The following is a 14,589-nucleotide window of genomic DNA, read 5'->3' as shown; positions in this document are numbered from 1 at the left end:
TGTATGTTGAGTGAAATTTATCAAATGCTAAGATTAGCTGCCTTCAAACAGGGGAGACTTGCTGCACCAGCTTGTGCAACTGCCTGTTGATTTTCGTTCTCTAATACTACCCGATAGTGGATGCAGGGTAGTAAAGCTTTCCACTGCATTTCACTCAGATTTCCCAGTAAGGAAACTTCTGGAACATCCGTCTCATCTAAATCTTGTTCCATAAGAATACTCATTATAACAGATGACAAAACTAGATTTGCATCTTCCTCAGAGATATTGCTTGTGTCGAGAAGTGCAGTTATTTTACTGGGATCTTTGCGAGCAAATAAAGTGGTAATTACACCTTCTAGCTGAAGACAGAGGGACTCTTCAGGTTGCTGCCAATCAGGAAACAGAATTATATTAATCTCTCTGAGTCTTAAGTTATTGAGAAAGTCATCCAATTCCGGTGACAGTGAAACTTTTGGTGAGACAACCAACTTTAACTGTGAACGATCGCGATTCAATAGATTCTCAGCCTTGACCAGCTTTGGCACAATTTTCAAAACGGCTTTCGCTGCTTTTTGGGCTAATTCTATATTGCCCATTTTCTCGGAAGCTTCCGCTAAATACCAAAAAGTGCGCCAGTGATTGCAGTTTTGATGAACAGAATCTTCTTTTTGAAACCATACACCAGTATAGTCGATAACCCGAAGAGCAAATGATTGACCGCAACGCCTTTCAAATTCATGGATTGCTTTTTTACAACCCTCCCAGTGACCGTAATCGTCTATCTGGATAAAACCGTTGGGAACAACACGATCGTAAAAGTTGTTGAATATATCCATTGTGGATTCATACCAATCGCCATCAGCGTGCAGTAAAGCTATACTGCCTATTGCGGATTTAGATTCGGGTAATGTCTGAGCAAATAACCCCTTAACAGCTATGACAATATCTGCGACATCCAAGGATTGACAAATGACATCTAAATTGTCAGTAAGTGGAGCTTTGAGAGTCCCAGCACCCCAATCTGTTAAATTAGCAGGAATTCCGTTATGTTTATCAGCTTCAGTGGGTTCTGGCATCCCTTCAAAAGTGTCAAAAGCATAGACGAGTCGCGGGCGTAAACTGTATCGCTTGATAACGACCGCTAAAAGTGCTGCTGACCCTCCTTTGTAACTGCCGCATTCAACGAAGTTACCTGGTATATCATCTAAACATATTTGCCTTGCTAGGGAGTATAGCGAGAACAGTCGGGCTTCACTCAATAATGTGTAAGGTCTGATAACTGAGAGTATTTCTTCAAACTCGTCAGTGAGAGTGTTGTCAAAACCTATGTTGCTAAATTGAGCCTGGATATGATGCTTCAAGCTTTTTTGGACGTCCCCCACTTGCCAGTAAAGCGAAGTGAGGTAGTTGTGGGCTATTAAAGAGCTTTGATGGACTTCTAGTGCCTGAGTGAATGTAGCGATCGCTGTCTCTATCTCACCCTTCACAAAACACTCTTTGCCTTTGGCAATTAACTCAGCAAATTTTTGGCGATCGCCGCTCAAATCATTAGAGGAGAAGACTTGAGGCACAGGTTGATACTCTTCAACATAATTAAACAGTTTATTTAAAAATGGATTGCCTATGGATGATGCTTCTTTTACTTTCTTTAAAAAACCATTGGTACACCAAGTCATGTTGTAGCCGAAGTAGTCGCAATAACTGCTATCAATTTCATATTCATCTTCGTGTTCGGACAAGAACTCTTTCAATGCCTTGTGAGGGCCAATGTTATATGAAGCATCTTGAACTAAATCAGAAATAATTCCGTCTTCAATCACAATATATTCTTCCTGCTTAAGATACGGATGGAAGAACTCCAAGACGTGCTTGCTGGTTTCGTAGGTGTGGTCGGCATCTTCTATTACCAGTAAGGGACGCGGCAATGAGTTGATAAAATCTGATGTCAATATTTGCTGTAAAGCTCGTCCGTTTCCTTCCATGTAAGTGACGCGGGGATGTTGGACTGAAGTAACCTCGACAATATCAATAGAATAAACGTGACCGTCTAGGCCAAAATTGTTTAGCATATCTCCCAACCACAAAGCACTGCCGCCATCTTTTGACCCAATTTCAATAATTGTGCGTGGTTTTAAGTTCCAAAGTAACAGGGGGTACACCGCAAAATCGAAGGGGTTTTTAAGCATTGGTACGCCTCGATATGAATAGTTCATAGTGGCGTTTTGAATTGACAGCATATTTTCGCGTGCAAGTGTTGTGTTCCACGAGCGTTGCTGTGTGGGTATTTTTATTGGCGATCGCAATATAGCTTTAGTTAAACTTTCAACTTGCTCTTGTGCTTGGCCGTGAGTCGGATCGATCGCCAGTTCGGCTTTAGCCGCTGCAAGTGCTTCCCTGTGCCGTCCTACATTGTTCAAACAAACAGACCGCAGGTAGTGCATTCCTGGAACATTGATATCTAGTGAGGCTGCTTGTTCGGCTAGTCGCATAGCTTCTACCGGCTTGTTGCTATTGAGTAATGCAAAGGCTTGTTGCATCATTTCATGCACTTGTCGTACTGTGACTTCTCGATCGACAGACTGATTGTTTGACATACCGCTGATTGTGTAACTTTGTAAATGTGCTGGTAAAACCCAGTTAACTTTGGGATCTGGTTGATGCCTAACTGGCTCTACATTGCCCCGCCAAGCAACACCCATAATTTGCATAGTTTGGTACACCAATGTGTGCCATCCTTTTTGCTTCAAATAATCCAAACCCTGGGCCACATCAGGAGCAGCCAAATCGTGAAACACAATCAAAGCATCTTCTGCTGCTAATTGTTCGCAAATAATTGCGTCATTAAGGGGGCCTGGTGCTTCGTGATTGCCGTCAATAAAAATCAACGACCACTTGGTTTGCAATTGAGCTGCTAATTCCTCAACGGCTTGGGGACTGTAACCAGCTACTAAATGAATTGACTCAAGCGCTCCTGCTGCTTGCAGCGAATTACTGACACTTTCATAAAAATCTGGTCTCGCTAAAAGAGGATCGACGACCTCTAGCTCTACTCCAGCTAACGCTAAATGACAAGCTGACCAACCTAACCAACAACCAATTTCTAAAGCTTTTTTTCCTTTAAACTTCAGGGCTGTATTGTAGAGAATATGAGCTTCATCTCGACTGAGGAATCCAACTGTTGGGTGTCGTTTGTCTACATACCAGTTGTGCGGAATTTCTCGACGCAGATATGGCCAAGGCTGGAGATTTGGATCTCCTACAATCATATTGGGGAAGTATTTGTCGGGTTTGACAATAGCAAAATTTGGGGAAATATAGTCTTTTTCTGGTAATATTTTTTTTGAATTTTCCTGTACTATTGGCATACTTTCTTTTTCCTGAAACACTTTGATTAAAACTGAGCTAACCGTCTTTGCCATTTTTGACCACGAAAACTTTTGCGCTTGCTCAATTCCGGCAGCTATCAAAGCTTCGCGCACTTCCGGCTTTTGAATATTAATAAGTGCGATCGCCATTGCCGCAACATCATCATCCTTAACATATAAAGCAGCCTCTCCCGCCACTTCAGGTATAGAAGCATTAGGACAAGTAATAACTGGACATCCGCAAGCCATTGCCTCTAAAATCGGCAAGCCAAAGCCTTCGTACTGAGACGGATAAACCAGCGCAACAGCACCTGAAAAAGCTGCTTTTAACTCTTCATCGGTGAGAGGAAGCTTATGCACTATACTCCCTGAACTGTAAGGTTCAAACTCATCTTTTGTTAAAGCGCTGTGAGCTGTGCAGACAATATCAAATTCTGGTTGATTTGGCAGTTGCGCGAAAGCCTGTAAGAATAATGGTGCATTTTTATGACCGCCGGCCGCACCTACCATCATAAAATATGGCTTTGAGACATTGTATTTAATCTTAAAATTCTCTATCTCCTCTGGGCTAGCGGGCGATAAATTTTTGGCAACTCCACAATGAGCGACTATTACTAATTCTGGGGCAATATCTGGAAAAAACTTTAATAAGTCTGATGCTGTATTGTGGGAAATAGTAATGTATGCAGATGCGTGGCGGATGCCGTAATGTTTCTCGCGCCACATGGGTCGATCGAGATTTGTCTCAAAGACTTCAGGAGTCATGTCATAGGCGATAAAGACCGAAGGTGTTGATAGCGGGGTTGTGTAGTAAGTTGAGATAAATAAGTCAGCTTCCAGTTCGTCGCAAACTTGCTGTAGCATTGCGCGATCGCCGTCCGTATTGTCGTAGTCGTAAGCAGGCACGGGACAATACGCAATACCCGGTATTTTTGGTGCTGTTCCAGCGCGATCGAGTACAATTATATGCTTGGCAAAATCCTGATGCACCCACTCTTCTAAGAGCGATCGCCACACGCGAGCAATTCCCGTATTGTAAAGCTGGAAAAACACGCCGTCCACAATAACTCTTGGCATAAATTTTTCAACGCTAGGTATTTGTCTTTCCGGCTTCTCTCGCTGCACAAAATGCCACGTATTTTTCTCGTTTTCTCGTTGCGCTATTGGTACGATACTTAAAGATTCTGCCGAATCAACCATTGTTTCATCTGGAACCCACGAAAAATAATTGCCCAACCGCACTGGGAATTCTGTTTGAGCTTGCAGTGCCATCCATTCAGCAACTGCATTTTTATAACCGTAGTATATTTGTTTAAATCGCAATTGTTCTAGCGTCACATAAGCAAAGTGTTGAAATACCAAACCCTGCTGTTCAGTTTCTTCATGCAGAAAAGGGTTTACTGCTGCAACATCGCGACACTCACTATTTGGCAATGCTTCAACTAATCTTGGAGGTTCGTGAGAAGCCCAACTTGCTCCGGGTTTAAATCTCCAAGTACGCAACCAATCTTGTTGAGGATTCTGAGCATAACAGTTGCGAGTGCTAATAACCAGATTTTCTCCAACAAAATACCAGCACCAATAGAAAGCTGCTGTTTTTTCAGGATGATTGATAAACATCTGCCGCGAAGTACAAATTTGCTCGGCTGTCCACAGTTCATCTACATCCAATTGCCACAGCAAACATTCTTCTTTAATATTTTCCAGCGGTGCGTTTACCATTTCACGCTTCCCATCCCAAAAAATATCTTCTGGCTTGCGATAAACAGTAATATTTTCGGGATAAATACGTGCTATTTCATCTATATATTCTGATGTACCATCTTTGCTTCGACCCCGGCAATGAAGTTCATCAGTAATTTTTCCGCCCAAGCTAAGCATCCAAGCACTATCGTGTTTTTGCTCAGCTACGCCCTCAATAATATGCCAATGCCATTTAAAAGGTAGTTGCTGCAAAACGTCTATATGGTAGCGGATGAAAGGTTCACCATTGAGGACTATTGTAAAAAAATGAATAGGCATATAATTTCGCAACATCGGTTCGCTATCCCAGGGGTCAAATGGTATTAATTTTTCCGCCAACAAGTGCGGCCGAAAGAAAAATTTGCCTTTTTCGTTAAGCATACAAGCTGCAAAGGAAAATGAGCTATTTGAAATGGCGACAATATCGCACTGGCTCAACAAGTAAAAATCAGGATAAAATTCTGCTTCCGGTAACTCCACACCTAAATCTTTAGTCGTAATCGGATTATACTCCTCAAAATCACTTAAAACTTTTTCCGGTTCATCGCTGGCAATAAATAGTATGGGTTCATCCAGAGTTTCCCACAAACCTTTTAGCCATTCTCTGTACCATTCGCTCGGTGCGATGAAGAAATCGCTGTAGCCATAATCTCCCCGCCGCAAATGCAAGCCGACGATTGTTTTGCCGCGCGATCGCAAACAATCCAATGCCTCTCTCATTTTAGTTTCTATTGCCGGCACAGGTTTGAACAAAGACCGAAAATACTCCTTGTGCGCTGCATAATACTTTGTACGGTACTGAAAGAAGCCCCAAAAATCCACATTTTTGAATATTTCTTTTGCATGAGGTATGCGAGCTTCTGAAAGGTTATTAGTTTCTTCGCTAACTACAGGTAACTGCTGAGATATGGGCGAATCGTTGCATCCAAACAGATACTGGCCAATCCAGGCTGGTGTCTCGACTCTCAAGTTATGTTCTTTTGCGTATATTTTCAAAAAGGCATACTGAAATATTTGATTGGCAAACCGCCCGTTTCTGCCCAGCGTGGAGATTGTAATTACTGGTTTTTTCACATAAAACGCATCGCCCCAAGATGGATGGTACGGTGTTGCAGTTGCAGTGCGATCGAAACCACATATCTCCAGAAACTCATCGATTTCGTCAATTAAAGCGCAGCCTTCATACAATTCTTCATAATTAACTTCTGTGTTTATTGCTTCTATGTATTTTAGAACATTGGTTGCTCCCTCTAAAGCCAACAGCTCTGCACCTTGAATGTCAATGTTTAAGATATTAAAATCAGCCGGATTAATTTGAAGTTCTTCTAAAAGCGTATCCAGGGTTCTCGACTCCACAAGTACACGCTCAACTTCCTTGATTTCTGGATAAATATTTTGATGCTCCTTCAAAGGTAAGAGAGAACTGCTTTGATCCATAGAAGTTACATACAATGTGCTTGTGCCATTGATATTGCTAATTGCACAATTCACCGCTAGCACGTTAGGAAAACCAGCTATATTCGTTTGCAAACGTTCAAATACAGCAGGGTTGGCTTCAATAAATAGTACCCTTTCCACCCCCATCGTTTGGTATGTTGCAATTTCCTTACCTTCGTGTGCCCCAATGTGAATAACGCCGCGCGGTACAACAGAATGTTTTACGCAAAGCTGCTGCAAATCGAGCAGTTTTGGTGCTTCACTAAAAATCAAAGCTGTGAACCTCTCGTTCACCGCTAAAAAGTTACTATACTCGTAATTCTCATATTCTGGTGAAAACTGGGGTAAGGCTTGTAAAGCAGCGGGCAGTATTTTAAAGATGGTGTAACGAAATTTTTGTAAATGCTCGAAGACTTGTTTTAATGTGATGTTGGCATCGACAAATGTTCCGCCGTACTCAAACTGAATATAATCTATTTTGCCTTTTTGCAAGAGGTTAGTTGCTCCGCGCAGAACTTCTAGTTCGCCCCCTTCTGTATCAATTTTTAAGAAATTAATTCGCTTTATGCCCCTTGTTTGGACATAATCATCAAGGGTAGCTGTTAAAACTTGAAATGGCTGAGGCGACTGAATATTATACTGTTTTTCGATTTCAAATCTGCGGTGAAATGTACTCCACCCTGAAGATTTTTCGTAATAATAAAATTCCCTGATTTCCGGTTGGTGTGCTATTGCCAAGTTGTTTAACACGAGTTGACCGCTTTTAATCGGTTCAGCCAGGTTTTGTATAAGTGTTTGATATATTGGCGGTGCGGGCTCAAATAAATGGATTTGAACGTCGGGGCATATGTTTAATACTTGATTTGTCCAGCTACCTATATTTGCGCCAACATCGAAAACCACATTACCGGAAGCAATAAAATTTTCGATAATTTTCAATTCATAGTTATTGATAGACTCTCCGTTATTAAGATTCTTAACAGACACGCCAGCGACTTGATGATTTTGTTCCTGTTTGCCGCTGGCTGTATTGCCTAAAGTTGCGATCGCATCTTGGCAATACCGAACAATTAGTTCTTTGGCTCGCGCCGGAACAGCAATAATAACATCATCAACAATTACAATATGCCTGCTGTTTTTTCCTGAATTTAATAAATTTAATATGTTGCTAATATCCGGCCATTGTTGAGGTGAATGGGGCGGCGGTGGAGGAGATAAAAACAATCGGGCATCATCAATTAAAATAAAGTGTTCGCAGTCGGAGCGGTTGATTATTTCGATTTCTGCTAGCAAGGGACACTCGTCGCTTTCCCCATAAGTTAGCCCTCCGCTCCAATGAGCGTCAAGCCAGAATAAACTTGGGCTTTCAAGCTGTGATAGTGTATTTTGAAGAAGGTTTCTGGTATCGCCGTACAGAAACTCTATGTTTTTGATATAACCGTATTTTTCTATAACTTTTTGATAAATGTCTTGAGAATACTCAATTGTAAAAACTTGTTCAAATACTTGGCTTGCCCAATATGCTGTCTCGCCTTGATAAGTTCCTGTTTCAATAAAATTATTTAGGGCGAAAACTTCTTTTAGTTTATATATAATTTCGGTCGGCGGCCCCATGCGTACTATGCCCATATTCAATCCTTTTATGAAACTAAGTCAGCCATTTGAATTATGAAAAACCATTTAGTGTAAAAGTTATCAATCTACTGTAATCACAATGAGTTACCGTTCTCGCCTACTTCTTCCCCTTCGCCTGCCCCAACAATACCTTATAATCAGCCCGATCGCCATGCAGCTTCACCAACTTCTCCAAAGGCTCGATCGCCCCCACATCATCCTTCATCTCCAATCGCACATTAGCCAACCCCTCCAGAGCCGTCTGATTCTGAGGTTCCCGCTGCAAAACCCCCATATAACCGCGTTCCTTCGCCGCCAGCAGAGACTCCTGAGAAACAGCAGCAGCTACAGGTTTTTGCTGGTGCTGGCTGCTCAAACCGCTGCTGAACAGACTTACCATACCAAAAATTGTCGAACCAGCAAAACCAGCCATCGATAGAAAGGCAAAAATCTGCTTGACTCGATCGCCCTTACGAACCACACTATCACTAGATTTTTTCTGTATGCTTTCCATGGCTAACTCTTGGCGTCGCTGTTTTCCAGGCACTCGCACTGGTACCTATTTCTAGATTGCCCAAGTTCGATCGCAAAACGATCGCCCTCCCCATTTAATTTTTTTGCTTGAATCTTCATACATACAAACTGATAATTGTCAAGCAAATTCAACCAATTGTCTGGTTCAGAAGCAGGCAGATATTATAACCATTATCATATAATTTTACAAAGACGCGCCCGGACGCAGTACCACAAATACCGAGTCCAGACGACTTCTCCAAGGTTGTCAACCCAACACAGGGAGCAATATCAATTATGACAAAAAATCCACGATGGTTGCGTTACGATCCAGATGAAGACAAGTCTCGACACGCAGCAGCAGATCCAGATTGTTGTGAAGAGATGGAACAAAAATATGGTTGGAAACTAATTGAGGTTGAGAAAATTGACGGCCAATTTTTCAAAGTTGATTGTGTTTTTAAAGGTCAAACGGAGTTTCCAGACTGGTACAAAGAACTAGAAAGCAAGGAGGATGAAGATGCGTAAATGGATTGTCTTTAGAGCAGACAAGCGTCAACCTGGTTGGGAAAAACGCAAGCTTGAACACACCCAATGCCTAACCAAGATTTTAGCCGAACACTTTGACTCTTCTAATGACGAAATTCCTGAAGTTGGCTATCGTCCCCCAGAGTTTGTTCGCGTAGAAGCAGAACACGATCCAGATAGACACGGTTATAGCACTCATTACCGCACCAGCGATTGGGAAGTTGCGCGGGTTGAGACTTATACTCCCGATATTCCGATCGGCGAATTTGATATCGTAGTAATCTGCTATTGCCAATATTCGCCCATTGATGCTCCACTAAAACCCATGCCAGAACGTCAAGTTTCTCTTGATTCCTTTAGAGGAGACAAGGAAGCTTATCAACGTTGGTTAGATTCTCAAAAAAGCAAAGAATACACTGAAGTTTAGGAGTTCCAGCAGAGGAAACCGCACTGCCGTTTCCTCTATATCATAAGGAGTGAAACCGGAATCGATATTACTATTGATATTACTATGGTAATTCTCCAAACTGATCTCGATAACGCTCTAACAAAGCTTCGAGTTCAGCAGCCCGTTGCCGTTCCGCTTGCAAAGCTGAAGCCAATTCATCGGGAATCAATAATTTCTCCCCATTATCTTCGCGATAAAACCCAATCAGTTTTCCTTCTATTTCTAACCGCAGTTGCAATACCTCGCTGCGATTGTCTCTGATTAATTCATACCCATCTTCCCCCAATCGATACCCGCGCAATTGTTCCCGAATCCATTCACCTCTAGGGTCAAACAACCAATATTCCTCAACTTCTATCCCCTCATACAAGTCTTTTTTATTGATTATATCTTCCGACTTTGTGCCCGGTGATGTTATTTCAAAAATCACTTTCGGCACTTGGCCTTCTTCCCAGATTTTGTAATTATCTCTGCCACCTGGTTCTACATCAAAAATCACCATCACATCAGGTGCTACGCGCAATTTGGGGAAACCTTGAGCGTAGTACAAATATTGGTTTGCTAAAACAGTAGCTCGACGGTCTGCGAGGTATTGTTTTAAGACTTCTAAAGTGGTTAAAATTGCGTAAAGATGGTCGTAAGTTTCTGCCACTGGTTCTCCATCAGCGCTAGGGTATATGATTTCAGAAGTTTTGAGGGTGGTAACGACTGCTGTCATGGTCGTGCTTCCTGTGAGTTGTATATCTATTATAAACTTTTTTGCCGCAAGTAACTAGGTCTATCTAATTAATGTAAAATGCGATTTGTCTTAGAAGAACCGCGACTTCTGTTTTTTAGTTGTTAATACCTCTTATTCTATGATAATTCTCCTCATTCATTAATAATTCCTGCTTCAAACACCTGTTGAGCAGTCAAGTTCAACTCTGGAAAAGCAGCCGATTCAATTCGATCGTCTCCCCGGAACTGCGTCAACTCGTACTCCCCGTCAACCAATTGATATACCGAAAGCGTCGGTTGTTTGGGATTGCCTATGTAGCGCCTTCCACCCAATCCCAAATAATCTACAATCCAATATTCAAAAATACCCATTTCTTCATAATCTCGCAGTTTGGTGAGATAGTCAGTCTGCCAGTTGGTGCTGACCACTTCTACTGCTAAACGTACCGAAGAACCCATTGTGATAATCGATTCTGCTGCCCAGCGCGGTTCATTTATCACTTGCTGGCGATCGAGAACGATGACATCTGGCTCATATCCTGATTCAGTGCGATCGGGTTTGAGAACGCATTCTTTGGGAAGAAAATAGGGCAATCGGGCATTGCGACACACAATACCGACTTCTATGTTGAGAAAACCAGATATTTCTGAATGTTGGCCAGTTCCTTTGGGCATTTCAACAATTACTCCATTGTGCAGTTCGTAGCGATGTTCTGAATTCTCAGGATACCATGCAATAAATTCGTCAAATGTTACTATTTTTGTTAAAGCTTGAACCATGTCGATCGCTCCTTTATTCTAGTTATAACAGATTCCACATTTATGAAGTACACCCCATATCGATAAATCCCCGTAGGGATACGGCAATGCCGTGTCCCTACTACCTTTATGAACCTGGAATACGCTGTATATTTAATCTTAGCAATACTTCGGACATTTTTTTAACGACTCTGTAAGCGTTACAGCGTAAGCCCTGGCATTTTTAATGTTTTTTTGAAACTCCGGGCTAGACTTAAAGATTGAAAAAATACTCATCCCTATAGCCATCAAGGGTTTGAGATACTCGATTAGATCTAAAACTGTCCGAAGTATTGATCTTAGGTTATTTGAACTATTCCCGCAAAGCTTTGATGAATTCAGTAACAGCATCATTAGGATTTGCAAAATAAATTGAATATCGGGGTACACGCTGCGTACCTTACTAACTTTCGGGTGCGCCGCAGCGCACCTTACTAATTCTAGAAAATCGCGAATCTGGCAACAATTCTTGTTATTCAATCATACCATGTTTTAATGGTTTTTTTCGGGGGCAAGTAATTCTGGTGTTTTTGCAGTTTGAGAAGGGATAACAGGCAATTTTTCTTTTTTATTAAAACTGGGAAATCCCGGCTTAACTGATTGATTTACTGCCGTTGTATTCGCATTTACTTTCTCTGAAATTGGAGCTAATGTTTGAGCGACTTTAACTTGCTGCCGCAGTTGTTCTGTCGAACCTAACAAGCCTCCCAATCCGTTGAACAACCTGCGAATGTTGTTGCGGAAGGCGGGGTCTCCCGTCACTTCATCCACGTCGGAAGTGATTTTCTGCACGTTCTGAAATGTAGCTCGTGCAGAATCTAAGGTTTGCTGCAATAATAGCAAGGTGGCGGGATTGTTTACCTGGTTGGATAAATCTCGCAAAGTAGCAGAAGCTTGGGCGGCATTCGCTGATAAAACTTCTAAATTAGTTAGCAATTGTCCTTGGTTGATGCGATTAATTGTTGGACTCAAACTGCTGACGGCTACCCGCAATTCTTGACTGCTTTGATTGATGTTATTCAGGGTTGAGACTAAACTGGCGCGGTTGGTTGTCACTAATGAATTGACTTCGTTTGCTGTTAATGTGATTTTATTTGCTGCTTGAGTTACTGAATTGGCTGAATTTATGGCAGCGGCAGATACGGCTTTTGTGGAAGTGTCTGCTGTGGCTGCTACTTTGGAAACATCGGCGGCAACTCCTGATATTTCTCCTTTGAGGGACTGGTTTAAGCTAGATGCTTCTCCTTTTAAGGATTGAGTTAAACTGTTGACTTCTACTTTCAAAGATTCATTTAAACTGTTGACTTCTACTTTCAAAGATTCATTTAAAGTTGCTAATTCGCTTTTGACTGATTGAGTTAAGTTGCCAACGTCTCCTGTTACTGATTTATTCAATGTTTTGATTTCTGCTTTGGCTGTTTGAGTTAAACTTGATAAATCTTGAGTGAGTTTAGCTGCACCTTTCGCTGTGTTGGCTGTATTCTCGGAAATCGATTTGATATTGTTGAACAGGGCGGGGTCGGTGTATAAATTAGCTAGGCGGACGGTAGATCGAATTAGTTCGTCGAGACTGACTCCAGCTTGACCTTTTAAGCGCGAATTTTTGCAGATTATCTCAGGGGGACAGTCGGGACTAAAGGGATTGGCGGTGAGTAAGGAGTCTGGTAAAATTGAGTTGGGGGTAATGTCGATCGACGATTCGCCAATTAAACCCGATTTATTCGCTTCGATCGCCACATCGCGCGGCATGACTAAAGTACCGGGGGCTATCTCCATCGTCACGTCTACGCCGTTGGCGCTGGCTTTGATGGCGGTAATTTTACCGACGGCGACGCCGCGATACCTGACGGGTGTACCTATTTGCATTCCCTGGGCGCTGGCAAATTCTACGGCGAATTTGTAGCTGCGGTTGCCTAGCTGCACGCCCTGCAACCAGAGCACTAAGCCACCAAATAAACCGATTCCTACTAAAATTAAGAATCCGACAGAACCTTCTCTTACAGTTCGCGATCGCATATTGCCTCCTTTGGCAATTGGCAGTTGACAGTTGGCAGTTGGCAGTTGGCAGTTGGCAGTTGGCAGTTGGCAGTTGATAGTTGATAGTTGATAGTTGGCAGTTGTTAATTTTTATCTGATGTGTTGCCTATAGATTTTAGATAGGCGTTTAGCCGGGGCGACAGTTCGTCAATAATTGGCTTGAGTGTTTCTACTTGCGTAGTTGTTAGTAGTTGCCTAGTATAAGCCCGTCTCAACCAGTGCTTTGTTTCATATAAAGAACCTCTGGCAATTTTGATAAATCTCCGATGATCCTGATAGCTACCTCGACCATCTCCTTCAGCAATATTAGCACCAATACTATCAGCCGATCGAATAATTTGCTTGCCGACCGTATCTTTTGCTAGTGCGTCCCATTTTATAACAATATTCCAAATTTCATCAGCTAATTTTTCTGATAATTTATAAACATCTAACTTTTGAAAATTTGTTTGTGACATCTTCCATCTCCAATAATACAAACAATTAACCACGGCCAACCGCTTTCCTAACAACCGCCCACTGTCAAGTAACAACTGTCAACTGCCAACTGCCAACTGTCAACTGCCAACTGCCCACTGACAATTGACTACCCAATCACTTGAATTGGCCCAGTAACGCTGCCGCTAAAAAATTGTTTAATTAACAAATTATCTGTCGATGCAATGTCGCTGACAGTTCCCTCCCACTGCACTTTGCCTTGATAGAGAAACACAATGCGATCGGCAGTCCGGCGAATGGTACTGTCTTGGTGAGTGACGATCGCATAAGTGCTACAAACTCCCTGAGCTCTCTGCAAATCCCGAATTAAATCTTCAATTACCGTCGAAGCGATGGGATCTAAGCCCGCCGTCGGTTCGTCGTACAACAAAACCTCCGGATTGTCCCTCGCATTATCGGGATTTGCCATGATGGCGCGGGCAAAACTTACCCGCTTCCGCATTCCCCCAGACAACTGCGCTGGATAGCGATCGCCAATTCCCCGCAAACCCACCATCTCTAACTTTTCCTCCACCAATTCCCGAATCCGGCGGCGCGGCAGCTTAGAATGCTGGTACAGTAAAAAACCGACATTCTCCTCTACCGTAAGCGAATCAAACAAAGCAGCTTGCTGAAACACCATCCCAATCCCGATCGGATCTGCCACGTCGTCCACCCATCCCAGCCGCCGCTGTCCCTGAACGAAAACCTCGCCCGCATCCGGGGCCAACAAACCCGCAATTATCCGCAAAATCGTAGATTTCCCCGTCCCGGAAGGGCCAATAATTGCCAGGGCCTCTCCCCGATATATCCTCAGATCCACTCGATCGAGGATCTGGTTATCCCCGAAGGACTTACTTACCCCCTTGAGTTCGATTAGCGGCTCAGCCATAAGATGCGATCGATTATTATGTTGTCAGTCATCAGTCA

At 42.7% G+C, this 14,589-nt stretch carries 9 protein-coding genes; 2 read left to right on the top strand and 7 right to left on the bottom strand.

The genetic code is table 11. The features are described 5' to 3' along the window. Positions 1-20: 20 nt before the first annotated feature. Together QZ938_RS18375 and QZ938_RS18370 are read right to left on the bottom strand one after the other, a co-directional pair. Positions 21-8,156 carry an FkbM family methyltransferase gene (locus tag QZ938_RS18375; RefSeq protein ID WP_293348748.1) on the bottom strand — a complete coding sequence of 2,712 codons (8,136 nt, stop codon included), beginning with the start codon at positions 8,154-8,156 and terminating at the stop codon, positions 21-23. 103 nt (positions 8,157-8,259) lie between these two features. Further along, entirely contained in the window at positions 8,260-8,655 is a 396-nt protein-coding gene (locus QZ938_RS18370; RefSeq protein ID WP_293348745.1) for a tetratricopeptide repeat protein, read from the bottom strand. Between the two features lie 296 nt (positions 8,656-8,951). Here QZ938_RS18370 and QZ938_RS18365 point away from each other — a divergent pair, with 296 nt between their 5' ends. Further along, positions 8,952-9,182: a hypothetical protein gene (locus tag QZ938_RS18365; RefSeq protein WP_293148421.1), complete on the top strand. Its 231-nt coding sequence runs from the start codon at positions 8,952-8,954 to the stop codon at positions 9,180-9,182. Continuing rightward, the gene (locus QZ938_RS18360; protein ID WP_293148419.1) at positions 9,175-9,609 is read left to right on the top strand and encodes a hypothetical protein; all 435 of its coding nucleotides are present in this window, start codon (positions 9,175-9,177) and stop codon (positions 9,607-9,609) included. The genes QZ938_RS18365 and QZ938_RS18360 overlap by 8 nt, the downstream gene beginning before the upstream one ends. Positions 9,610-9,691: 82 nt before the next feature. On the opposite strand, the gene QZ938_RS18355 is transcribed toward QZ938_RS18360, so the two are convergent. The 5 genes from QZ938_RS18355 to QZ938_RS18335 form a co-directional block, all read right to left on the bottom strand. Further along, positions 9,692-10,348 (bottom strand): Uma2 family endonuclease, encoded by a 657-nt coding sequence (locus QZ938_RS18355; protein ID WP_293148417.1) that lies wholly within the window; start codon positions 10,346-10,348, stop codon positions 9,692-9,694. Positions 10,349-10,500: 152 nt separating this feature from the next. Continuing rightward, positions 10,501-11,127: a Uma2 family endonuclease gene (locus QZ938_RS18350; protein WP_293348742.1), complete on the bottom strand. Its 627-nt coding sequence runs from the start codon at positions 11,125-11,127 to the stop codon at positions 10,501-10,503. 510 nt (positions 11,128-11,637) lie between these two features. After that, positions 11,638-13,161 carry an MlaD family protein gene (locus tag QZ938_RS18345; protein ID WP_293348739.1) on the bottom strand — a complete coding sequence of 508 codons (1,524 nt, stop codon included), beginning with the start codon at positions 13,159-13,161 and terminating at the stop codon, positions 11,638-11,640. A 104-nt stretch (positions 13,162-13,265) separates the two neighbouring features. Continuing rightward, complete coding sequence (locus tag QZ938_RS18340) at positions 13,266-13,640, bottom strand: four helix bundle protein (RefSeq protein ID WP_293148411.1); 375 nt, start codon at positions 13,638-13,640, stop codon at positions 13,266-13,268. A 128-nt stretch (positions 13,641-13,768) separates the two neighbouring features. Continuing rightward, positions 13,769-14,551, bottom strand: a complete 783-nt coding sequence (locus QZ938_RS18335; RefSeq protein WP_293148410.1) for an ABC transporter ATP-binding protein — start codon at positions 14,549-14,551, stop codon at positions 13,769-13,771. Between the last annotated feature and the right edge of the window lie 38 nt (positions 14,552-14,589).

The organism is Microcoleus sp. CAWBG27 (genome assembly GCF_020883145.1).
GTDB lineage: Bacteria > Cyanobacteriota > Cyanobacteriia > Cyanobacteriales > Microcoleaceae > Microcoleus.
The sequence above is the reverse complement of the archived record's forward strand: the minus strand, read 5'-3'. Positions and strand labels throughout refer to the sequence as shown.

Excerpts from the sequence above, each read along its gene's own strand:
- QZ938_RS18375 (WP_293348748.1), bottom strand. The coding sequence starts at position 8,156 with ATGGGCATAGTACGCATGGGGCCGCCGACCGAAATTATATATAAACTA.
- QZ938_RS18370 (WP_293348745.1), bottom strand. The coding sequence starts at position 8,655 with ATGGAAAGCATACAGAAAAAATCTAGTGATAGTGTGGTTCGTAAGGGC.
- QZ938_RS18365 (WP_293148421.1), top strand. The coding sequence starts at position 8,952 with ATGACAAAAAATCCACGATGGTTGCGTTACGATCCAGATGAAGACAAG.
- QZ938_RS18360 (WP_293148419.1), top strand. The coding sequence starts at position 9,175 with ATGCGTAAATGGATTGTCTTTAGAGCAGACAAGCGTCAACCTGGTTGG.
- QZ938_RS18355 (WP_293148417.1), bottom strand. The coding sequence starts at position 10,348 with ATGACAGCAGTCGTTACCACCCTCAAAACTTCTGAAATCATATACCCT.
- QZ938_RS18350 (WP_293348742.1), bottom strand. The coding sequence starts at position 11,127 with ATGGTTCAAGCTTTAACAAAAATAGTAACATTTGACGAATTTATTGCA.
- QZ938_RS18345 (WP_293348739.1), bottom strand. The coding sequence starts at position 13,161 with ATGCGATCGCGAACTGTAAGAGAAGGTTCTGTCGGATTCTTAATTTTA.
- QZ938_RS18340 (WP_293148411.1), bottom strand. The coding sequence starts at position 13,640 with ATGTCACAAACAAATTTTCAAAAGTTAGATGTTTATAAATTATCAGAA.
- QZ938_RS18335 (WP_293148410.1), bottom strand. The coding sequence starts at position 14,551 with ATGGCTGAGCCGCTAATCGAACTCAAGGGGGTAAGTAAGTCCTTCGGG.